The 20,933-nt window shown below is 70.6% G+C and carries 17 protein-coding genes; 10 read left to right on the top strand and 7 right to left on the bottom strand.

Annotated features, from left to right (window positions below; all coding sequences use genetic code 11):
• Positions 1 to 108 precede the first annotated feature (108 nt).
• The 9 genes from pedF to GGQ91_RS04940 all read left to right on the top strand — a co-directional run bounded on the left by pedF (position 109) and on the right by GGQ91_RS04940 (position 8,899).
• On the top strand, positions 109 to 537 hold the full coding sequence (gene pedF / locus GGQ91_RS04980; protein ID WP_236961383.1) for a cytochrome c-550 PedF: 429 nt from the start codon (positions 109 to 111) through the stop codon (positions 535 to 537).
• Positions 527 to 1,387 (top strand): substrate-binding periplasmic protein, encoded by an 861-nt coding sequence (locus GGQ91_RS04975; RefSeq protein ID WP_053610267.1) that lies wholly within the window; start codon positions 527 to 529, stop codon positions 1,385 to 1,387. The genes pedF and GGQ91_RS04975 overlap by 11 nt, the downstream gene beginning before the upstream one ends.
• Before the next feature lie 493 nt (positions 1,388 to 1,880).
• Positions 1,881 to 3,650 carry a PQQ-dependent methanol/ethanol family dehydrogenase gene (locus GGQ91_RS04970; RefSeq protein ID WP_053610266.1) on the top strand — a complete coding sequence of 590 codons (1,770 nt, stop codon included), beginning with the start codon at positions 1,881 to 1,883 and terminating at the stop codon, positions 3,648 to 3,650.
• 175 nt (positions 3,651 to 3,825) lie between these two features.
• Positions 3,826 to 4,485, top strand: a complete 660-nt coding sequence (locus GGQ91_RS04965) for a response regulator (protein WP_043353911.1) — start codon at positions 3,826 to 3,828, stop codon at positions 4,483 to 4,485.
• A 391-nt stretch (positions 4,486 to 4,876) separates the two neighbouring features.
• The gene (locus GGQ91_RS04960) at positions 4,877 to 5,368 is read left to right on the top strand and encodes a MarR family winged helix-turn-helix transcriptional regulator (protein WP_081948821.1); all 492 of its coding nucleotides are present in this window, start codon (positions 4,877 to 4,879) and stop codon (positions 5,366 to 5,368) included.
• Entirely contained in the window at positions 5,365 to 7,416 is a 2,052-nt protein-coding gene (locus GGQ91_RS04955) for an FUSC family protein (protein WP_182591499.1), read from the top strand. The genes GGQ91_RS04960 and GGQ91_RS04955 overlap by 4 nt, the downstream gene beginning before the upstream one ends.
• Positions 7,413 to 7,622, top strand: a complete 210-nt coding sequence (locus GGQ91_RS04950) for a DUF1656 domain-containing protein (protein ID WP_043355775.1) — start codon at positions 7,413 to 7,415, stop codon at positions 7,620 to 7,622. Before GGQ91_RS04955 ends, GGQ91_RS04950 begins: the two co-directional genes overlap by 4 nt.
• Positions 7,619 to 8,545: an efflux RND transporter periplasmic adaptor subunit gene (locus GGQ91_RS04945; RefSeq protein WP_182591498.1), complete on the top strand. Its 927-nt coding sequence runs from the start codon at positions 7,619 to 7,621 to the stop codon at positions 8,543 to 8,545. The genes GGQ91_RS04950 and GGQ91_RS04945 overlap by 4 nt, the downstream gene beginning before the upstream one ends.
• 66 nt (positions 8,546 to 8,611) lie before the next feature.
• Positions 8,612 to 8,899 carry a hypothetical protein gene (locus tag GGQ91_RS04940; RefSeq protein WP_043757663.1) on the top strand — a complete coding sequence of 96 codons (288 nt, stop codon included), beginning with the start codon at positions 8,612 to 8,614 and terminating at the stop codon, positions 8,897 to 8,899.
• Between the two features lie 76 nt (positions 8,900 to 8,975).
• Here GGQ91_RS04940 and GGQ91_RS04935 read toward each other — a convergent pair whose 3' ends face one another.
• The 6 genes from GGQ91_RS04935 to GGQ91_RS04910 all read right to left on the bottom strand — a co-directional run bounded on the left by GGQ91_RS04935 (position 8,976) and on the right by GGQ91_RS04910 (position 17,833).
• Positions 8,976 to 10,448, bottom strand: coding sequence for an NAD-dependent succinate-semialdehyde dehydrogenase (locus tag GGQ91_RS04935; protein ID WP_182591497.1), 1,473 nt, complete (start codon positions 10,446 to 10,448; stop codon positions 8,976 to 8,978).
• Positions 10,441 to 12,453 (bottom strand): acyl CoA:acetate/3-ketoacid CoA transferase, encoded by a 2,013-nt coding sequence (locus GGQ91_RS04930; protein WP_043387975.1) that lies wholly within the window; start codon positions 12,451 to 12,453, stop codon positions 10,441 to 10,443. Before GGQ91_RS04930 ends, GGQ91_RS04935 begins: the two co-directional genes overlap by 8 nt.
• A gap of 375 nt (positions 12,454 to 12,828) precedes the next feature.
• Positions 12,829 to 13,959: a class III poly(R)-hydroxyalkanoic acid synthase subunit PhaC gene (gene phaC / locus GGQ91_RS04925; RefSeq protein ID WP_182591496.1), complete on the bottom strand. Its 1,131-nt coding sequence runs from the start codon at positions 13,957 to 13,959 to the stop codon at positions 12,829 to 12,831.
• Positions 13,952 to 14,782, bottom strand: coding sequence for a poly(R)-hydroxyalkanoic acid synthase subunit PhaE (locus GGQ91_RS04920; protein WP_182591495.1), 831 nt, complete (start codon positions 14,780 to 14,782; stop codon positions 13,952 to 13,954). Before GGQ91_RS04920 ends, phaC begins: the two co-directional genes overlap by 8 nt.
• A 179-nt stretch (positions 14,783 to 14,961) precedes the next feature.
• Positions 14,962 to 16,137, bottom strand: coding sequence for an iron-containing alcohol dehydrogenase (locus GGQ91_RS04915; RefSeq protein ID WP_182591494.1), 1,176 nt, complete (start codon positions 16,135 to 16,137; stop codon positions 14,962 to 14,964).
• Between the two features lie 43 nt (positions 16,138 to 16,180).
• On the bottom strand, positions 16,181 to 17,833 hold the full coding sequence (locus GGQ91_RS04910) for an acetolactate synthase large subunit (RefSeq protein ID WP_053610259.1): 1,653 nt from the start codon (positions 17,831 to 17,833) through the stop codon (positions 16,181 to 16,183).
• A 263-nt stretch (positions 17,834 to 18,096) separates the two neighbouring features.
• On the opposite strand from GGQ91_RS04910, the gene GGQ91_RS04905 reads away from it, so the two are divergent.
• Positions 18,097 to 19,581 carry a DUF2252 domain-containing protein gene (locus GGQ91_RS04905; RefSeq protein ID WP_081948867.1) on the top strand — a complete coding sequence of 495 codons (1,485 nt, stop codon included), beginning with the start codon at positions 18,097 to 18,099 and terminating at the stop codon, positions 19,579 to 19,581.
• Between the two features lie 23 nt (positions 19,582 to 19,604).
• Here the strand turns inward: GGQ91_RS04905 and GGQ91_RS04900 are convergent, their stop codons facing one another.
• Positions 19,605 to 20,543 (bottom strand): LysR substrate-binding domain-containing protein, encoded by a 939-nt coding sequence (locus GGQ91_RS04900; RefSeq protein WP_182591493.1) that lies wholly within the window; start codon positions 20,541 to 20,543, stop codon positions 19,605 to 19,607.
• Positions 20,544 to 20,933 lie beyond the last annotated feature (390 nt).

The raw sequence follows: 20,933 nt of genomic DNA, 5'->3' as shown, positions 1-20,933 counted from the left end.
GCAACACAAGTCGTGGATGGCGATCAGCCTATAGATCCGTACCAAAGCATAATGGGTCCGCTGCCCGAACCTTGCTAACCCTCGTCCAACAACGAGGGGAGGCGGCGGATGCGCACCATGAAGACGGCGGCGGGCGGCATGCTCGCGGCGCTGGGGCTGGCCCTCGCCGCCGGCAGCGCCCTCGGACACGGCGACGTCCAGCCCCAGCCGGTCAACACCGACGGCCTGAAGCCGCTCGGCACCGAGTGGGTCGCCGAGAACCCCTACAAGGGCGACAAGCACGCCATCGCGATCGGCGCCTCGGGCTTCAATCAGAACTGCGCCCGCTGCCACGGCCTGGAGATGATCTCCGGCGGCCTCGCCCCGGACCTGCGCTACCTGCCGCAGGGCAAGGAGGGCGACGAATACTTCGTCGAGCGCATGAAGCACGGCGCCGTCATCAACGGCGTGACCAAGATGCCGGCCTTCGACGGGGTGATCTCGCAGGAAGGCCTCTGGGCGATCCGCAGCTACATCGAGTCGAAGCATGAGGAGTAGCGCGCGGCTCCTCCTCGCCTGTGGATTGCTTCTGGCCCTCCGGTTCCAGCCGGAGGCGGCCGCGCGCCCGCTCGATCAGGTCGTGGCGGACGGTACCCTGCGGGTGGCGGTCTACGGCGACAACGCGCCGTTCTCCGACGCGGGGACGGGCAAGGCCCGGGGTATCGATGCCGATCTCGCGCAAGCCATCGCCGACAGGCTGAAGGTGAAGCTCGACCTGCGCGTGGTCGATGCCGGCGAGAACGTAGATGGCGACCTGCGCCTGAACCTGTGGCGGGGCGATCTCGCCGGCACGCCCCTCGCCGACCTGATGCTGCACGTGCCGACCGACCGGCAGCTCGCCCTGCGCAACGAGCAGGTGTTCTTCACCGCCCCGTATGTCGAGCAGGAGATCGCCTTCGCGTACCGGAAGGACGCCCTGGAGGGCTTCGACAGGCTCGACGACATCGGCGACAGGACCGTCGCCCTGGAAGGCACCAGCGCCGCCGACCTGATGCTGCTGACCGCGCAGGGCGGTCGCTTCCGCCCGAACCTGAAGCATTACAAGAGCTTCGCGGAGGCCGCGACGGCCTATCTCGCCGGCGAGGCGCCGATCCTGGCGGGCACCCGCGCGGCGATCGAGGCCGCCCTGTTCGCCGCGAAGGCCCCGAAGGACGACAACCCGATCGCCACGATCCCCTCGACCGGGCTGGTGAAGACCCGCTGGGAGATCGGCGGCGCGGTGCGCACTGATTCCCGCGACCTCGCCTACGCGGTCGGGGACGCGATCACGGCGCTGAACGCGGACGGCGGCCTCAAGGCGATCTGCGAGACCTACGGCGTCACCTACACGCCGCCGAAGGGGTACTGAGCGGCGCTGAGCCGCTCTCCGGCGGAGGACGATGAGGGGAAGGAGAAATCACTGTCCGAAGCCGGATCTCCAAGTCTCAACGGCATCCTGAGGTGCTGCGCAGCAGCTTCGAAGGAGATCTGCAGGGATGTCCCGACCATCTGGAGGTCTCCTTCGAGGCCTTCACTGTGCTCCGGCGCCTCAGGATGTGGTCGTGGGTCGGATCTCAGCGTCCCTCGAACGGCCCGTTCGAGACCGGCGCGTCGAACGGACCCGGCCGTGCATTCCGTCCCCGACCGGCGCGCAGCGCCGGGGCGGCAGCTGTTCTTGATTCACCGAATACTTTCTTCTCGGCCATTGAACCGATTGTCTTATTGGACCAATGGCCAATAAGACTTTCCTGAGAACAGCGATAGCGTCGTTCTCCAAGGGGGCGCCCCGCGACTCGTGCGGCTCGCGCCGAAACCCGAAAGCTCCGGCCGCAGGGACCGGAGACGATCACGGAGGAGACGTCATGAGAATGCGGACCCGGTTCCTCGCCGCGGTGGGCGTCGCCGCCCTCGTGGCGGGCGGTGCCCTGCCGGCCATGGCCCAGGGGGTGAGCGAGCAGGACATCATCAACGACGCCAAGACGCCCGGCGACGTCGTCACCTACGGCCTCGGGCCGCAGGCCCAGCGGTTCAGCCCGCTGAAGACCCTCAACCGCGACAACATCAAGAGCCTCGTGCCGGCGTGGTCGTTCTCGTTCGGCGGCGAGAAGCAGCGCGGCCAGGAGAGCCAGGCGCTGGTCAAGGACGGCATCATCTACGTCACGGGCTCGTATTCGCGCATGTACGCGATCGACTCCCGCACCGGCGAGAAGAAGTGGGAATACGATGCCCGCCTGCCGGAGGGCATCCTGCCCTGCTGCGACGTGGTGAACCGCGGCGCCGCCCTCTACAAGGACAACGTCTATTTCGGCACGCTCGACGCCAAGCTCGTCGCCCTGAACACCAAGACCGGCAAGGTCGTCTGGCGCAAGGACATCGACGACTTCAAGGCCGGCTACAGCTACACGGCCGCCCCGATCATCGTGAAGGGCAAGATCATCACCGGCGTGTCGGGCGGCGAGTTCGGCGTGATCGGGCGGATCGAGGCCCGCGACGCCGAGACCGGCGAGGTGGTCTGGAAGCGCCCCGTGATCGAGGGCCACATGGGCGAGCTCAACGGCAAACCCTCGACCATGACCGGCAAGGTCAACGAGAGCTGGCCGGGCGACATGTGGAAGTTCGGCGGCGGCGCCACGTGGCTCGGCGGCACCTACGACCCCGAGACCAACCTGATCTACTTCGGCACCGGCAACCCGGGCCCGTGGAACTCCTGGCTGCGGCCGGGCGACAACAAGTGGACCTCCTCGCGCCTCGCCCTCAACCCCGACAACGGCGAGATCGTCTGGGGCTTCCAGACCACCCCGCACGACGGCTGGGACTTCGACGGCGTCAACGAGTTCGTGCCGTTCGACCTGAACAAGGGCGGCAAGACCATCAAGGCCGGCGCCACCGCCGACCGCAACGGCTTCTTCTACGTCCTCGACCGCACCAACGGGAAGTTCATCTCGGCGACGCCGTTCGTCGAGAAGATCAACTGGGCCAAGGGCATCGATGAGAACGGCCGCCCGATCTACAACGAGGAGAACCGGCCCGGCGACCCGAGCAAGGCCCAGGGCGACGACAAGAAGGGCAAGTCGGTCTTCGCGGTGCCGAGCTTCCTCGGCGGCAAGAACTGGATGCCGATCGGCTACAGCCCCGACACCAAGCTGTTCTACGTGCCGTCCAACGAGTGGGGCATGGATATCTGGAACGAGCCGGTGAACTACAAGAAGGGCGCCGCCTATCTCGGCGCCGGCTTCACCATCAAGCCGGTCTTCGACGACCATATCGGCTCGCTCAAGGCGATCGACCCGACCTCCGGCAAGGTCGTCTGGGAGTACAAGAACAAGGCCCCGCTCTGGGCCGGCGTGCTCACCACCGCGGGCAACCTCGTCTTCACCGGTACCCCGGAGGGCTTCCTGAAGGCCTTCGACGCCAAGACCGGCGAGGAGGTGTGGAAGTTCCAGGTCGGCACCGGCGTGGTCTCCTCGCCGATCACCTGGGAGCAGGACGGCGAGCAGTGGGTCGGCGTCGCGGCCGGCTGGGGCGGCGCGGTGCCGCTCTGGGGCGGCGAGGTCGCCAAGTCCACCGCCGGCATCAACCAGGGCGGCAGCTTCTGGGCGTTCAAGCTGCCGAAGACGGTGGCGGCGCGCTGACGGCGCGCAACCGAAAGCGTGTCGGCCTTCCCGGGCCGGCACGCCTGGGCCTCGGGGCGCGGCGTTCGTCTCAACACCCGCTTGCGCCCCGGGGCCGCATCAATCACCCTTCGGACCTCCCGCCCGCGGGTTCGGCGGATCCTGTGAGGATCTCGAGCGAAGGACCGAGGTCTGCGTGAATCTCCTCATCGTCGACGACCACCCGCTGTTCCGCGACGCCCTGGCGGCCACGATCCGCCTCGCGCATCCGGACGCGGTCCTTCACGAGGCGGACGGGATCGAGGCGGCCTGCGCGGTGCTCGCCGCGAATCGCAGCATCGACCTGACACTCCTCGACCTCTCCATGCGGGGCGTGACCGGCTTCGACGGGTTGATCACCATCCGGGCGAGCTTTCCGCGGATCCCGATCCTGATCGTCTCCGGCCACGAGGATCCGCGCATCGTGCGCGAGGCGCTGCAGCACGGCGCGGCGGGCTTCGTCCCGAAGGCCATGGACAAGGCGACGCTCACCCGGGCGATCACCGAGGTGATGCGCGGGGCGCTGTTCCTGCCGCCGGGTCTCGCCGAGGCCACGACGCCCGCACCACGGAGCAAGAAGGCGCCGCTCCCCGAGCGCCTCGCCCGGCTGACGCCGCAGCAATTGCGGGTGCTGATGATGATCCGGCAGGGCAAGCTCAACAAGCAGATCGCTCACGAACTGCAGGTCGGTGACTCGACCGTGAAGGCGCACGTCTCGGAAATCCTGCGCAAGCTCGAGGTCATCAGCCGGACGCAGATCGTGATCGATACGGCGTCGCTGGACTTCGACCAGATCCACAACACGCATCCGGCCTGACGGCGCGGCTGCGAGACCGCGACGCCTCTGATCGGCGCCCCCCGCTCCACCTCATCCTGAGGTGCCGGAGCGCAACGGAGGCCTCGAAGGCGGGCTCCAGCCAGCCGCGCGATCCCCGGAGCCCGCCTTCGAGCCCCGCTGGCGCGGGCACCTCAGGGTGAAGGGGCGGGATGGAGTGGCCCGCTCACCGTTCCGCACACGTGCGTGCCGGACCCTGAGCTGCATTCCGCTGACGCTGCACACTCCCGCGACGAGGGACGTGCCCATTCGTTGCCCGCAACCCTGACCGACCACGATGTCACCCTATCCAAATCGATATGATGCTATCTATCAGTATGTGAACTGATTGATCCGGCGTCTTCGCTGGGTCCTCGCGGCGGGCGATCAGACCGTGACCGACATCGACGATCCCAGGACGCGCGAGCGGCTGCAGCAGGCCATCACGCACGCGTTGCTGACGACGGGACGCCACTGGCGGCGCGCCGCCAACAATGTCGCGGAGGCGCATGGCCTGTCCGACGCCACCGCGCACCCGCTGATCATCATCGGTCGGATGGAAGAGGAACCGCGCCAGAACGTCCTGGCGGAGGCCGTCGGCATCGAAGGCCCCTCGCTGGTCCGCCTCCTCGACCAGCTCGCCGTCGCCGGGCTGGTGGTCCGCCGCGAGGATCCCTCCGACCGCCGCGCCAAGGTGCTGGGTCTGACCCCGCGCGGACGGCAGGTCTTCGAGGAGATCGAGGCGGCGCTCTCGACCCTGCGCGCGCGGGTCTTCGCTGAGGTCGACGACGCCGATCTCGAAGCGAGCCTGCGGGTCTTCGCGGCGCTCCAGCGCTACGGGCGGGAGGCCGCCGCGGCCGCCCCCGAGCTGGAGCCGGCGTCGTGACCCTTCCCGGATGGCGCGACTGGGCGTTCGCGCTGAAGACCTACGCGGCGGCGATGCTCGCCCTGTTCCTCGCGCTCTGGATCGACCTGCCGCGGCCCTACTGGGCGGTGGGCACCGTCTACATCACCAGCCAGGTCCTCTCGGGCGCGACGCGCGCGAAGGCCGTCTACCGCGTCGGCGGCACGGTGCTCGGCGCGGCGGTGAGCGTCGTGCTGGTGCCGAACCTCGTCAACGAGCCGATCCTGCTGAGCCTCGCGGTGGCCCTCTGGGTCGCGCTCTGCCTCTACGTCTCGCTCCTCGATCGTACCCCGGCGAGCTACCTGCCGATGCTCGCCGGCTACACGGCGGCGCTGATCGGCTTCCCCGCCGTCGAGGATCCCGGGGCGATCTTCGACACCGCCGTGGCGCGGGCCGAGGAGATCTCCCTGGGGATCCTCTGCGCCAGCCTCGCCGCCACGCTGATCCTGCCGCAATCGGCGGCCCCCCTGATCGTCGGGCGTCTGAATCTCTGGCTGGCGGAAGCCCGTGCGTGGATCCAGGGTGCCCTCGCGGCGGCCCGGGCACCGGAGGCTTCCGGGACGAGCCAGGGCCGGCGCCTGCGCCTCGCCTCGGACGCCCTCGGCCTCGATGCCCTCGGCCTCGCCCTGCGCAACGAAGCGACGGGTGCAGAGCGCGCCGCGGAGGCCTTCGCGCCGCTCCGGCAGCACATGCTGATGGTCCTGCCGATCGTCGCCGCCGTGGCGGATCGCGTCGAGACCTTGGAGCGGGCGGGCGCGCTGCCGGCGCGGGTCCGGTCGTTCCTGTCGGACCTCGCCGTCTGGCTCGCCGACGAGGCGGATGATCCGGAGCGCGCCGCGCATCTGCGCGGCCGGATCGACGGGTTCGAGCCGACCCTCGGCCGGAATCCGGACTGGACCACGCTGCTGCTCGCGAGCCTCGCGGCACGCCTGCGCGACGTCATCGACCTACGGCAGGACCTGCGGGCACTCCGTGGCCACCTTGCCGCCGGGACGCCGCCGCGGGCGCCGCTCGCCTTCGCCTACACGGCCCGGGTCCGGTCCATCCGCCACCGCGACCATGGGCTGGCGGCGTTCTCGGCCTTCGGGGTGTTCGTGGGCCTGCTGGTCTGCTGTGCGATCTGGATCGCCACCGGCTGGCCCGACGGATCCGCGGCGCCGATGATGGGCGCGGTCGCCTGCTGCCTGTTCGCCGCGCAGGATGATCCCGCGCCGCAGATCCTGAGCTTCACCAACTCGGCGCTCGTCGGCGCCCTCGGCGCGGGCTTCTACCTGTTCGCCGTGCTGCCCCTCGCCACCTCCTTCGAGATGCTGGCCCTGGCGCTCGCGCCGGCCCTGATCCTGTGCGGCCTGATGATGACGCAGCCGCGCACCGCCCCGATGGGCATGGGCGCGGCGCTGAACGGCGCGACGCTTCTGGCGCTCCAGAACGGCTACAGCGGCGACTTCGCGCCCTTCGCCAACGGGGTGATCGCCTCGGTGGTGGGCATGTGGGTCGGGGCGGTGGTCACCCGGCTGATCCGCTCGGTGGGCGCCGGCTGGAGCGCCCGGCGGCTCGTGCGGATCAACCGGCAGAGCCTCGCAGCCGCCGCGGACGGGCGCGGCACCGGCCACGGCCTCGAACTCGCCGCCCTGATGCTCGACCGCATCGGGCTGATCGCCCCGCGGCTGGCGACGCTGCCGGCCGAGACGTCGGCTTCCGTGGGCGACCTGCTGGCCGATGTCCGGGTGGGCATCAACCTCGTGGAGGTCCGTCGGGTGCGCCGGCGGCTGACGGGTCCGCCCCGGACCGCCGTCGACCGGGCCCTCGCGCTGGCGGCGCGCCAGCTCCGCGGCCGGACCGGCCGACCGGATTCGGCGCTCCTGGCGGCGCTGGACGACGGGCTTGACGCCGTCGCGGATGCGGCCCCCGCGCCGGAACGCCGGGCCGCCCTGATCGGACTCACCGGCCTGCGCCGCGGGCTCTTCCCCGACGCGCCGGCCTACCGGGCGGCGCCCCCCGCGCGGGACGACCGGGAGATGGCGGCATGATGGGCGAGATCGACCTCTACGGCGTGTTCGTGCCGGGCCTCGCGCTCTGGATGGCCATCGCCTTCGCGCTCAGCCTGCCGCTCCGCCGTCTCCTGTCGGCGACCGGCTTCTACCGCCTCGTCTGGCACCGGCCGCTCTTCGACCTCGCCCTCTACGTCGTCCTGCTCGGCGGCGTCGTGACCCTCGCCCACCGGACCCTGCAATGACCGCCCTGTTCTCCGTCCTCGGCCGCCTCCTGGTCACCCTCGGCGTGGTCGCCGCGGCGCTGATCGTCGGCCTCGGCCTGTGGGATTACTACATGGATGCCCCCTGGACCCGGGACGGGCGCGTGCGCGCCGACGTCGTGGCGGTGGCCCCCGACGTGTCCGGCCTCGTCACCGAGGTGCTGGTGGAGGACAATCAGGTCGTGCGGAAGGGCGACGTCCTGTTCCGCATCGATCCGGACCGGTTCCGCATCGGGCTGCGGCAGGCGGAGGCGATGGTGGAGGGCCGCAAGGCCACCGCCGAGCAGACCGCCGCCGACTATGCCCGCTACAGCAAGCTCTCCGACGCGGCCGTCTCGCAGCAGAAGGTCGAGGCCACCAAGGCCGCCGACCTGTCCGCCCAGGCGGCCTACGAGCAGGCCCTGGCCGACCGCGACCTTGCCAAGCTCAACCTGGAACGCTCGGCGGTGCGGGCCTCGGTCAACGGCCGGATCACCAACATGGAGCTGCGTCCGGGCGCCTACGTCACCACGGGCCGCGGGGTCATGGCGCTGATCGACCGCGACACCGTCCGGATCGAGGGCTATTTCGAGGAGACCAAGCTGCCGCGCATCCGCGTCGGCGCGCCGGTCACCGTCCAGCTGATGGGCGAGGACGGCGTGCTCACGGGCCGCGTGGCGAGCATCGCGGGGGGCATCGGCGAGACCGGCCGCAGCGACGCCACCAACCTGCTGGCGAACGTCAACCCGACTTTCTCGTGGGTGCGGCTGGCCCAGCGCATCCCCGTGCGGATCACCCTCGACGGCGGCCCGGCGGACCCGCGGCTGGTCAGCGGCCGGACCGCGACGGTGTCGATCGCGCCGTCGGCGGGCGGGGAGGCCCTGCGCTGGCCCTGGACGGCGTGGCGGGAGGCGCTCGCCCGCTAAAGGCGACCGAACATTCCCGGCGCCGCCGGGTTGCCCTGACACGACCCACCATTGTCAGGAGTCCCCATGAAGACGATCCTCGCCCTCGCCACATCCCTCGTGCTCGCCACGTCCGGCGCGGCGCTGGCTCAGGCCCCCCAGACCGGCGGCGCCAACCAGGGCAACGTCAACAAGTCCGGCGCGGTGGGCGGCACCGGGACGGGAGCCGGCTCCATGGAGAGCACCGGCTCTACCGGCGCCGGCATGGCACCCGGCACCAGCGGCGGCCCGCGCGTCAGCACCCCGGGCGCGCCCGCCGGCAGCAGCTCGGGCAACGGCGCCACGGGCAGCGGCGCGGCGCCGAGCGGGAAGTAAGACGCACCGGTTCTCCCTCCTCCGCGGGGGAGGGAGAACCAATCAGGCCCCGATCCGGGTCGACGTGGGCCCGGCCCTACGCGCCGAGGCCGCCCACGCAGAGGTACTTGGTGTTCAGGTAATCCTCGATGCCCTGGTACGAGCCCTCACGGCCGAGGCCGGATTCCTTCACGCCGCCGAAGGGCGCCACCTCGGTGGTGATGATCCCCTCGTTGATCCCGACCATCCCGTATTCCAGCGCCTCCGCGACCCGGAAGGTGCGGCCGAGGTCGCGGGTGTAGAAATAGCAGGCGAGCCCGTACTCGGTGTCGTTGGCCATGCGGATCGCCTCGGCCTCGTCGCGGAACCGGAACAGCGGCGCCAGCGGCCCGAAGGTCTCCTCCCGGGCCACCGCCATGGCGGGCGTGGCGCCGGTGATCACGGTGGGCTCGAAGAACTGGCCGCCGAGCGCGTGCCGGTGGCCGCCCGCGATCACCCGGCCGCCCTTCTCGAGCGCGTCGCGGATATGCGCCTCGGTCTTCTCCACCGCGGCCATGTCGATCAGCGGCCCCTGGGCGACGCCGTCCTCGACGCCGTTGCCGACCTTCAGGCGGTTGGCCGCCTCGGCCATCTTCTCCGCGAAGGCGTCGTAGATGCCGTCCTGCACCAGGAAGCGGTTGGTGCAGATGCAGGTCTGGCCGGAATTGCGGTACTTGGCGAGCATCGCGCCGGCCACCGCCTTGTCGAGGTCGGCGTCGTCGAACACGATGAAGGGTGCGTTGCCGCCCAGCTCCATCGAGACCTTCTTCACCGTGTGGGCGGCCTGCTCCAGCAGCACCTTGCCGACCTCGGTGGAGCCCGTGAACGTGATCTTCTTGACGAGCGGATTGCCGGTCATCTCGGCGCCGATGGCGCGGGCCGAGCCGGTGAGGATCGAGACCGTGCCGGCGGGGAAGCCGGCGCGCTCGCACAGGACGCCCCAGGCGAGGCCCGAGAGCGGGGTCTGCGAGGCGGGCTTGATCACGATCGGGCAGCCGGCGGCCAGAGCCGGGGCGATCTTGCGGGCGATCATCGAGGACGGGAAGTTCCACGGCGTGATCGCCGCAACGACGCCGACCGGCTCCTTGGTGACGAGGATCTTGCGGTCGCCCCAGGGGGAGGGGACCACGTCGCCGTAGACGCGGCGCGCCTCTTCCGCGAACCACAGCACGTAGGCGGCCGACATGGCGACCTCGCCGCGGGACTCGGTCAGTGACTTGCCCTGCTCGGCCGTGAGGATCTGGGCGAGGTCCTCCTGATGCTCGGTAACGAGCGCCGCGAGCTTGCGCAGCAGCACGGCGCGCTCGTTGGCGGTCTTGGCGCGCCAAGCCGGGTAGGCCGCGTGGGCGGCCTTGATCGCCTGGGCCGTCTCAGCGGCGCCGGCATTCGGCACCCGGGCGATCAGGGCGCCGGTCGCCGGGTTGGTGACGTCGATGCTGCCGGAGCCGGCCTTCGACCATGTGCCGCCGATCAGGCAGGCATCGACCAGCAGGGCGCGGTCCATCAGGGCGGGGGTCTCGAACTCAGGCATCCAACGGTTCCTTCGGCGGCTGCGATCTGTCGGGCTGGGACAGGCCGGGGCGCGGCTTGAGGGGCACGCTCTGGGCGGTGTTCCGCGCCTGCGCCTCGGCTTTGGTCTCGAACACATGGGGAGCCAGATCGCGGCTCGCCAACGAGGCGCCGAGTTTCAATCGCAGGAACGCGCTCGTGGTGTACCGCGACGCGGTCTCGTAATAGCGGTTCTCGAGATAGGCGATCGCCGAGAAATAGGCGTCGCTCACCGTCGGGTCGATCTCGAACCCGTCGTAATTGGCGATCAGGTGGACCTTGCGGCCGATCTCCTGGCAGGCGCGCTCGTATTCCCGGCGCACCAGCTCGACGTCGTCGATGGTCCGCACCTGGAAACCCTCCAGGTTCGAGAACAGGATGTTGCGCTCCGGGTCGTAGCTGATCCGCTCCGACAGCGAGAGGCCCAGCAGCCAGGGCTCCAGGGCCATCACGGCCTCGCGGAACAGGCGCGGATCCATCGGTTTCGGGTCCTGCACGATGGGCGCGAAACCCATCTGGCCCAGGATGTCCCGCGCGACGTCGATGCCCGGCGCGACCTCCACGAGCTCCATGCCGGCCCGCGTCCGCCGGAAGACGCAGCGCTCGGTCACGTAGAGCACCGGCTGGCCGCGCTCGGCCGCGTAGGCCCCCGAGAAGGTCACCTGCTCCACCGCGGCGATGAACTTCCGGGAGCGGCCCTCGGTGAGGATCCGGATGCCGCCATCCTCCACCGCGACCTTGAGCCCGTCGGCCGTGAAGGTGCCGGCGAAGACGAGGCTCTTGGCGTTCTGCGAGATGTTGATGAAGCCGCCCGCGCCCGCGAGCCGCTTGCCGAAGCGGCTGACGTTGACGTTGCCCTCCGCGTCGCACTGGGCGAGGCCCAGGCAGGCGAGGTCGAGGCCGCCGCCGTCGTAGAAATCGAACTGCTGGTTCTGGTGCAGCACCGCGGCCGGATTCAGGGCGGCGCCGAAATCGAGCCCGCCCTGCGGCAGGCCGCCGATCACGCCGGGCTCGGCGGTGAGCGTCAGGTATTTCAGCACCCGCTCCTCGGCGGCGACCGCCGCGACGCCCTCCGGCATGCCGATGCCGAGATTGACCACGCCGCCCGGCGGCAACTCGAAGGCGCAGCGCCGGGCGATGACCTTGCGGGCATCGAGCGCCATGGGGGCGATCCGGTCGAGGGGCACCCGCTGGCGGCCCGTGAAGGCGTGGTTGTAGGGCGTGCCGTAGGTCTGGCGGTGGTTCTCGGGCTGGCTGAGCACCACGCAATCGACCAGCACGCCGGGCACCTGCACCTCGCGCGGGTTGAGCGAGCCGGCCTCGGCCAGCCGCTCCACCTGCGCGATGACGAAGCCGCCCGAGTTCTTCGCCGCCATGGCGGCGGCGAGGTTGTCGAGGGTGAGCGCCTCGCGCTCCATGGTGATGTTGCCGGCGGGATCGGCCGTGGTGCCGCGGATCAGCGCGACGTTGATGGGAAACGCCTTGTAGTGGAGCCAGGATTCGCCGCCGAGCTCGACCACGCTGACGAGGTCCTCGTGCGTCACGGCGTTGAGCTTGCCGCCCTCCAGCCGCGGGTCCACGAAGGTGCGCAGGCCGACCTTGGTGATGTGGCCCGGCGTGTGGGCCGCGATCTCCCGGTAGAGGTGCGAGACCACGCCGAGCGGCAGGTTGTAGGCCTCGATCAGGCCCTCGACCGCCATGGCGCCGAGCTTCGGCACCAGGGCCCAGTGGCCGCCGACGACGCGGCGGACGAGGCCCGGGAGCGCCAGCCGGTTGAGGCCGCGCTCCTTGCCGTCGCCGGGGGCGGCGGCGAACATCAGACCGAGCCCGTGCGGGCCGGCGCCGGATTCGAAGCGGCGTGCGAGCGCCAGGATCAGCTCGTCGGGCGTGCCGATGCCGACGAAGCCCGACACCGCCACCATGTCACCGTCCTGCAGGATGGCGACTGCCTCGTCGGCGCTGACGATCTTGTTCTTCAGGCTGCCCATCGGGTGATCCTCGGCGCCCGGGATGCGGCCGGAGCGGCTGCGCTCGCCCTTCTCCGGGAAGCGACGATGTCCATCGGCCCGGATTGAACGCTGGCCTCCGCGGCAGATCGCGAGGCGCCCCCTCTCCCGTGCGGGAGAGGGTCGGGGTCAGGGACGGGCCGCGTCAGGATGGAGCACGCCCTCGAAGCGCCGTCAGGTCGCGCCTTTATCGGACGGACCTGATCCCTCACCCTGTCCCTCTCCCGCACGGGAGAGGGGACCCGCGCTTGATCCCGCCGCCGCGGCGCAGCGCACGATGGGTGTGTCCAGTCGCCGTCCCCACAGCGGGGGGAGGGGAGGGGCGTCCTGCTCATCGAGAACCGTCGGGCCGACATCCTACCCCCGCTGGCCGAGCCAGTCGGCGATGCCCGACCCAAGCAGCTTCTGGGCCTTGCCGCCGACGAACACGCCGACATGGCCGCCGGGCAGACCCATCTCGGTGTAATCCGCGGTGCCGATCCGGTCCTTCAGCGCCTGCGAAGTGGCGGGCGGGATGATGTGGTCGTCCTGGGCGAAGACGTTCAGCACCGGGCAGGTGATGGCCTTCAGATCCACCGTCCGGCCGCCGAGCTCGAAGGCACTCTGGACCAGCTTGTTGTCCTGGTAGAGATCCTTCAGCCACTGCTTGGCCGCCTCGCCGGGATGGTCCGGACGGTCGGCGATCCACTTCTCCATCCGCAGGAAGTTCAAAAACTTCTTCTTGTCGTCGAGGGCGTCGAGCAGGTCGAGGTTGTACTTCGTCAGGGTGCGCATCGGCGTCATCATGGAGAACACCGAACCCATGAAAGCGCCGGGCAGGGAGCCCTGCGCGTCGATCAGCCGGTCCACGTCCTCGGGCGTCAGCGAGCGGGTCCAGACGTTGATGAAGCCGTGGCCGGCGCGGGCATCCCGGGCATCGGCATGGAAGTCGATCGGCGTGATGGTCAGCACCATCGCGTTGACGGTCTCGGGGTAGAGCGCCGCGTAGCAGGTGGTGAAGACCCCGCCCTCGCAGATCCCGAGCAGGCTGATCCTGTCGCGCTTCGCCGCCTCCTGGATGACGGCGACGCACTCGGCGAGGTAGCCGTCCACGTAATCGTCGATGGTGACGTAGCGGTCGGCCCGGCCGGGATTGCCCCAATCGACCACGTAGAGGTCGAGGCCGAGGTTCAGCAGGTTGCGGACCAGCGAGCGGTCCTCCTGCAGGTCGGCCATCGTGTAGCGGCCGATCAGGCCGTAGACGATCAGGACCGGCGGCAGGCCCTTGCTCTCGGCGAGGGGCCGGTAGCGGTAGAGCCGGACCTTGTCCTGGCTCCAGACCAGATCCTTCGGCGTGGTGGCGATCGCGACGTCGGCGTCGCTGACATCGGCGAACAGCTTGGCCCCCTCGCTGATCCGGCGGCCGAGGGTGCCGACCTCGGCCAGCAACGCGGCGGGGGTGAGATTCAGCGGAGCGGCCGGCCCCTTCGGGCTTTCCTGGTCAGCCATGGGCTTCCTTCCCGACCTCTGAACCACCTGCCTTCGCGACCTTGCCGGCCTGCCGGCGCTCGCGGCGGAGCGCCCGCACCTCGCGGCGCAGCTCGGTGAGGCTCTTGTGGACGTCGTCGAGCTCGGCCCGGGTCGGCTGGCCGTAGAGCTCGGACAGGAAGGCCGCGACGTCCTGCTGGGCGAGCCGCAGATCGGTGGAGGCCCGCAGCACCGCCCGCTGCGAGGCCAGGAACTTGTCCGAGCGCTGGACCTCCAGCAGGACCGCGTTGGCGGTCTCGATCCAGCGCGTCATCATCTCCCGGGCGGAGGCGAAGCTCTCGCCGCGCTCGGCGCGGGCATTGGCCTCCTGGGCGAAGGTGCCGGCGGCGCGGGTCCAGGCGTCGAGCATCACGGCCTGATGCTCGCTCTGCGCTCGCCGCAGCGTCGCCCAGGCGGTGAACAGGGCCGCGTAGCGTCGCTCGGTCTGCCACAGGTCGGCGAGCTGCGGGCCCTCGGCCATGCGGGTCAGCGCGGCGTCGAACTCGCCCGAGCCGCCGAGCCAGGCCTGGGGATCGAAGATCCGGGCGAGCACCGCCCCGGCGGTCGGGTCCGGCGCCCCGGGGCCGCCCTGGAGCGATGTCGCGAGTGTCTGCGAGAGGGTGTTGGCGGCGGTCCAGGCCTCGGAGAGCTTGGACTGGGCGGCGGCCATGCCGGCGAGATCGGGTGCCGGAAAGGTCGGCCAGCCGAAGCCGGGCGCGGATGGCCCCAGACCCTGCGTGAAGAAGCCCGTGCCCGCCCGGGTCCAGAACTCGCCCATCGCCCGGAACGCGTCGAACTGGTCCATGCTGGCGTTTCTCCTCACAGCCCTAGGGCTGAAACGTCGCCTCCGTCCTTGCGAGCGGAGCGAAGCAATCCAGCAGCGTCTCGCTCGGCGAGGTCGCGCTGCCCTGGGTCGCGTCGCTGCGCTCGCGATGACGGCGTGGCCGGGACTGGCCGAGCGGCAGTCCAGCGCCGCTTCCGCCCTCACGCCGCCGGGCGTGCCTCGCCCAGCGCCTCGGCGTAGATCGCGAACGCGTCGTCGTAGGTGACCTCGCGCGGGTTGTTCACGAGGAGCCGCGTCTGCTTCATCGCGTCGGAGGCCATGCGCTCCAGATCCCGCCGGGCGACGCCGACCTCGGCGAGGGACGCCGGAACCTTGCAGTCGCGGCAGATCGCGTCGAGGCTCTCCACGAAGCGCTTGGCGGCCTCGGACGGCGGCAGATCCGCGGCCGCGGGATCGAGGATCGGCGCCAGCTCGGCGTAGAGCGCCTCCGCGTGCGAGAGGTTGAAGCGCATCACCCCCATCAGCACGAGCGCGTTCGAGAGCCCGTGCGGCACGTGGAAGATCGCCCCGACCGGGTAGGCCAGGGCGTGGACCGCCGCCACCGGCGCGTTGGCGAAGGCCATGCCGGCGAGCATCGAGCCGAGCAGCATGCCGGAGCGCGCCTCGAGATTCGCCCCGTCCGTGCAGGCGGTGCGGATGTTGGCCGAGAGCAGCGCCAGCGCCTGCTTGGCGAGCTGGTCGGAGATCGGGTTCTTCTTGTTCTTGCTGGTGAAGGCCTCGATGGCGTGAACCATGGCGTCGATGCCGGTCGCCGCGGTGACGTGCGACGGCAGGCCGAGCGTCAGCTCCGGGTCGAGCACCGCCCAGTCGGGCAGGAGTTTCGGGGCGACGACGCCCTTCTTCTCGGTGGTCGGCGTCGTGACGATCGAGATCGGCGTCACCTCCGAGCCGGTGCCGGCCGTGGTCGGCACGAGGATCAGCGGCAGGCGGTCGCCCGTGGCGAGGCCGACGCCGTAGATCGCGTCGAGCGGCTCGTCGGACTTGGCGAGATAGGCCACGAGCTTGGCGGTATCGAGCGCCGAGCCGCCGCCGATCGACAGGACCAGATCGGTCCCGAGCTCCCGGGCGCGCTTGGCCGCCGCCTCGATCACCGTGGAGGGCGGATCGGCCACCACGTCCTCGTAGACGTCGAGGCTGACGCCGGCCGCCGCCAAAGCCGCCTCGGCGGCCTGGGTCAGCCCGGCGCCGCGCACGCCCTTGTCGGTGACCAGCAGGACGCGCTTCGCCCCGAAGCGGCCGACGATCTCGGGCAGCTTCCTGGAGGCGCCGGCCTCGAACAGCACGTTCGGCGTGGTCTGGAAGGTGAACGGGTTCATCGCGCTGCCCTGTCTTGGTCCCGACCCAACTGCGACACCAGCCTCACTCGGCCGGCTCGAAATCCTTCACCTTGGCGCGCAGCTCGTCGACCAGCACGCGGGTGTTTTCGGAATAGTCGATCGGGACCGCCACGAGGTGGACGCCGCCCGCCGCGAAGGCCCGGTCGAGGGTCGGCACGAGGTCGTTGACCGACTCGACCCGGTGGCCGGTGGCCCCGTACGACTTGGCGTAGAGCACGAAATCCGGGTTGCTGAAGGTCATCCCGTAATCGGCGAACTTGTCGACCGCCTGCTTCCAGCGGATCATCCCGTAGGCCGAGTCGTCCAGCACCAGCACCACGAGGTTGAGCTTGAGGCGGACCGCGGTCTCCATCTCCTGGCTGTTCATCATGAACCCGCCGTCGCCGCACACCGCCATGACGCGCCGGTTCGGGTAGAGCATCGCCGCCATCATGGCCGAGGGCAGGCCCGCGCCCATCGTGGCCAGCGCGTTGTCGAGGAGCAGCGTGTTGGCGACGTAGGTCCGGTAGTTCCGGGCGAACCAGATCTTGTACATCCCGTTGTCGAGGCAGACGATGCCGTCCTCGGGGATCACCCGGCGCACGTCGCGCACGAGCCGCTGCGGCGTCACCGGGAAGCGGTCCTCGCCGGCCCGGTCGGCGATGTGGTTGAGGATGTGCTCGCGCAGGTGGAGCAGGGCGCCGGCGTTGGGGAGCTTGCCGTCGAGTTGGTCGGCGAGCAGCTTCAGGGTGGGGCCGAGGTCGCCCACCACCTCGGCGTCGGGATAGTAGACCTGCTCGACATTGGCCGGCATGTAGCTGATGTGCAGGACCTTCTGGTCGTGCTGGCCCATGAAGAAGGGCGGCTTCTCGATCGTGTCGTGGCCGATGGCGATGATCAGGTCGGCCCGGTCGATCGCCTCGTGGACGTAGTCGCGCTCGGAGAGCGCCGCCGTGCCCATGTAGAGGTTCGTGCCGCTCGCCACCGTGCCCTTGCCCATCTGGGTGGTGAAGAACGGGATCTGGGTCCGCTGCACGAAGCCGCCGAGTTCGCCGGTGGCCCGGGGGCGGCTCGCGGCGGCGCCCAGCATGATCAGCGGGCGCTCGGCCTTCAGGATCATGGCGGCGGCGCGCGCGATGGCGGTGGGATGGGCCACCGGGATGTCGATCGGGTGCGAGGGCACGAGGTGGGCCTCGGCCTCCTCGGCCGCGATGTCCTCGGGCAGCTCCAGCAGCACCGGGCCCGGCCGCTCCTCGGTGGCGACCCGGAAGGCGTCGCGCACGATGGTGGGGATCGAGGAGGCCGAGACGATCTGCCGGGCCATCTTGGTGATCGGCTTCATGGAGCTGATTACGTCGACGATCTGGAACTTGGCCTGCCGCGACGACAGGATGCCCTTCTGGCCGGTGATGATGATCATCGGCATCGCGCCGAGATGGGCGTAGGCGGCGCCGGTGGAGAAGTTCAGGGCGCCGGGACCCAGGGTCGAGAGGCAGACGCCGGGGCGGCCGGTGAGGCGGCCATGGGTGGCGGCCATGAAGCTCGCCGCCTGCTCGTGGCGGGTCAGGATCAGCTCGATCTTGGAGTTGCGCAGGGATTCGACGACGTCGAGATTCTCCTCGCCGGGAATCCCGAAGATTCGGTCGACCCCCTCGTTCTCGAGGGCGGCGACGAGGAGATCTGAACCCTTGGGCATGCGAAGTCTCGCTGATGCAACGGCGTTCCCGGAACGCCCCGTCCACTTCCGGAACTCTGATCGCGACGCTGTGAACGGCCCGGCACCCGGAAACGCCCCGCGAATACTCGGTTCGTTAGAGGGCTCGCCTATAGAGTGGTCAAGGGCCGTTCAGGCCCGGGACGTCACAGAGCGGGGCCGATGCTACCGTATGGAAATCGCTCCCGGCGCGGGAGGGAGACCCGTACGGCCGCGACCGCCCTGCATGCCGCGATGGGACATCGATGGATCGCATCGAGAGCGACAGGACTGCCCCGGAAACCGGCGTCTCCGACGCCCCGGGTATGGACTCGGTGCTCGCGCCGGTCGCGGAGTTTCCGCGGATCGACCTCCGCGTGGGCGTCGAGGCCTGGGACAAGCGCCGCAAGGCCGGCAAGCGGCTGCGTGCCGAGGTGCCCCATGCGAGCCAGGCCACGCTGGATCCCGGTCCGGACCGGCCCGACCCGATCGCCCTGATCGAGGCCGCGCATAAGGGCCGTCAGCCGCATCTGATCCCCTTGCGGGTCGCCCGGATGGCGTCCTCGCCCTTCGCGTTCCTGCGCGGGGCCGCCCATGTCATGGCCTGGGACCTGTCGCGCGGGCCGCGCAGCGGCATCGACGTGGTGATGAACGGCGACGCGCACACGGACAATTTCGGCCTGTTCGGTACGCCGCAGCGCGACGTCGTCCTCGACCTCAACGATTTCGACGAGGTCACGATCGGCCCGTGGGAATGGGATCTCAAGCGCCTCGCGGCCGGCCTCGCGGTCGCCATCGCGGATGCGGGCGCGCCGGCGGCCGAGCGGCGCGCTTCCGTCATGGAGGCGGTCTCCGGCTACCAGCACACGATGCGGCGCCTGGCGCCGCAGGGCTCCCTCGACGTCTGGTACCAGACCACGCGTGCCGACGCGCCGCACATCGCCGGATTGCAGATGGATGCCGAGGCCCGGGCCGTGGTGCGGCGGGCCGTCGACAAGGCGCGGCGGCGGAACAACCGCAGCCTCCTCGCCCAGGTCGCCGAGCGGCGCACCGACGGCAGCTGGCGCCTGCAAACCGATCCGCCGATCCTGACGCCCGTGGACGAGGCGACCCGCGAGGGCGTCGTCACCGGTCTGGAGCGCTACGCCGAGACCCTGCCGCGGGAGCGGCGCTTCATGCTCGACCGTTACCACGTGGTCGATGTCGCCCATCGGGTCGTCGGCGTGGGCAGCGTCGGGACCCGCGCCTACCTGGCGCTGCTGTTCGGCAATTCCGACGCGGACGCACTCTTCCTCCAGGTCAAGGAGGCGGTCCGTCCGGCGCACGCGCCGTACCTGCCGCGGGTGCCGGCGCCCTTTTCCGGGCACGAGGGCGAGCGCGTGATCTACGGCCAGCGCCTGCTCCAGGCGGTGGGCGATCCGCTGCTCGGCTGGACCAGCATCGCGGGCCGCCCGTTCTACGTCCGGCAGATGAAGAATCTGAAGGGCGCGATCCCGCTGGCGCGGATGTCCGGCGCGCCGCTCCTGACCTTCTCGTACGCCTACGGCACGCTCCTCGCCCGCGCCCATGCGCGGACCGGCGATGCGGCGGCGATCGCCGGCTATTGCGGCAGCGGCAAACACGACGACCTCTGCGCGGCGATCGCCGACTGGGCCGCGGCCTATGCGGAGCGCAATGCGGCCGATTTCGCGCTGTTCCGCGCGGCGATCGCGAGCGGCCGCCTGGAGACCGCGGACGATCCCTGCCTGTGAGCGCCAAGCTGTGAGCGCCGAACTCAGAGGATGCCGGGGGCGGGCGGTTCGTGGGCCAGCCGGACCAGCAGATCCCGGAGCCAGCGATGGGCCGGGTCGTGGTCGTACGAGGCGTGCCACAGCATCGACACGGCCACGTCGTCGAGGGGCACCGGCACGGGGCTGACGCTGAGCGCGAGAGCGTTGGCGAAGGAGGTGGCGAGCCGGGCGTGCATCGTGGCGATCACCGGCGCCGCCCGGACCATGAACGGGACGACGAGGAAGCGCGGGGTCGTCACCGCCAGGGTGCGCGAGCGGCCGATCAACGCGAGGGCGTCGTCGACCACCCCGTGGGCGGTTTCGCGCAGGGACGTCAGCACGTGGGGGAAGCGCAGGTAGTCGTCCAGCCCGATCGGCGGCTCCAGGCCGATCAGCGCGGCGTTGAACAGCACCACGTAGCTGTCGCGGTAGAGGAGGCGCTGCTTGTGGTGGAGCTGCCCCTCGGAGAACAGGCCGATGGCGAGATCGACCTGGTCGGCGTCGAGTTCGTCGAGGATCCGGGTCCGGTCGACCGAGCGCAGCAGGAGCCGGATGCCGGGCGCGTCCCGGCGGAGCTGCGCGATCAGCCGCGGCCCGAGCAGCGCTTCGACGCTGTCCGGCAGGCTCACCGTGAAGCTGCGCTCGACGGTGGCCGGGTCGAACCGCTCCTCCCGATGCACCAGCGCCTGCACCTGCCGGAGGGTGGCCCGCAGCGGCTCGGCGATCTTGAGGGCGCGGGGTGTCGGCCGCATCCCGTCCGGCGCCCGGGTCAGGAGTTCGTCGTCGAACAGGCGGCGCAGGCGGGCGAGGCTCGAACTCATCGCCGACTGACCGATCCCCACCCGTGCGGCCGCCCGCGTGACGCTGCGCTCGTCGAGCAGCGCATCCAGGGCCACCAGCAGGTTCAGGTCGATCCGGCTGAGATCGATATGGTCAATGGCCACGGGCGGCGCGATCGATGAGGATTCGGACCGCCGACATAGCAGACGCGGCCGCTTCCCCGTCATCCCGGTGTTGCTGCGCGGAGCCCGGGATCCGGACGCGCCGACCGCGGCACCGGATTTCCGGCGCGCCCGCGGCGCCCCGGAATGACGGCTCGGCGGCGGGCGGGAGTCCGCGGCGGACAGGCCCTGTCCCGCCTGCCGCGCCGCCCGCATCTTGACAATGTTCCTATTTTGTGCTTCCTGACCGCACCTGTCCGCGGCGGCCCGGGAGCGATCCCGGGGCGTCCTTCGGGGGCCCGCCCGGTGGCTGACCGGGCGGGTCCGGGGGCGGGGCGGCGCCCGCGTCGGTGGCTTTCAGCCGCCATCGCCCCGGGCGGCGGACCGGTGCGG

The sequence above is a fragment of the Methylobacterium fujisawaense genome (assembly GCF_014138435.1).
Taxonomy (GTDB): domain Bacteria; phylum Pseudomonadota; class Alphaproteobacteria; order Rhizobiales; family Beijerinckiaceae; genus Methylobacterium; species Methylobacterium fujisawaense.
The sequence above is the reverse complement of the archived record's forward strand: the minus strand, read 5'-3'. Positions and strand labels throughout refer to the sequence as shown.

Excerpts from the sequence above, each read along its gene's own strand:
- pedF (WP_236961383.1), top strand. The coding sequence starts at position 109 with ATGCGCACCATGAAGACGGCGGCGGGCGGCATGCTCGCGGCGCTGGGG.
- GGQ91_RS04975 (WP_053610267.1), top strand. The coding sequence starts at position 527 with ATGAGGAGTAGCGCGCGGCTCCTCCTCGCCTGTGGATTGCTTCTGGCC.
- GGQ91_RS04970 (WP_053610266.1), top strand. The coding sequence starts at position 1,881 with ATGAGAATGCGGACCCGGTTCCTCGCCGCGGTGGGCGTCGCCGCCCTC.
- GGQ91_RS04950 (WP_043355775.1), top strand. The coding sequence starts at position 7,413 with ATGATGGGCGAGATCGACCTCTACGGCGTGTTCGTGCCGGGCCTCGCG.
- GGQ91_RS04945 (WP_182591498.1), top strand. The coding sequence starts at position 7,619 with ATGACCGCCCTGTTCTCCGTCCTCGGCCGCCTCCTGGTCACCCTCGGC.
- GGQ91_RS04940 (WP_043757663.1), top strand. The coding sequence starts at position 8,612 with ATGAAGACGATCCTCGCCCTCGCCACATCCCTCGTGCTCGCCACGTCC.
- GGQ91_RS04935 (WP_182591497.1), bottom strand. The coding sequence starts at position 10,448 with ATGCCTGAGTTCGAGACCCCCGCCCTGATGGACCGCGCCCTGCTGGTC.
- GGQ91_RS04930 (WP_043387975.1), bottom strand. The coding sequence starts at position 12,453 with ATGGGCAGCCTGAAGAACAAGATCGTCAGCGCCGACGAGGCAGTCGCC.
- phaC (WP_182591496.1), bottom strand. The coding sequence starts at position 13,959 with ATGGCTGACCAGGAAAGCCCGAAGGGGCCGGCCGCTCCGCTGAATCTC.
- GGQ91_RS04920 (WP_182591495.1), bottom strand. The coding sequence starts at position 14,782 with ATGGACCAGTTCGACGCGTTCCGGGCGATGGGCGAGTTCTGGACCCGG.
- GGQ91_RS04915 (WP_182591494.1), bottom strand. The coding sequence starts at position 16,137 with ATGAACCCGTTCACCTTCCAGACCACGCCGAACGTGCTGTTCGAGGCC.
- GGQ91_RS04910 (WP_053610259.1), bottom strand. The coding sequence starts at position 17,833 with ATGCCCAAGGGTTCAGATCTCCTCGTCGCCGCCCTCGAGAACGAGGGG.
- GGQ91_RS04905 (WP_081948867.1), top strand. The coding sequence starts at position 18,097 with ATGGATCGCATCGAGAGCGACAGGACTGCCCCGGAAACCGGCGTCTCC.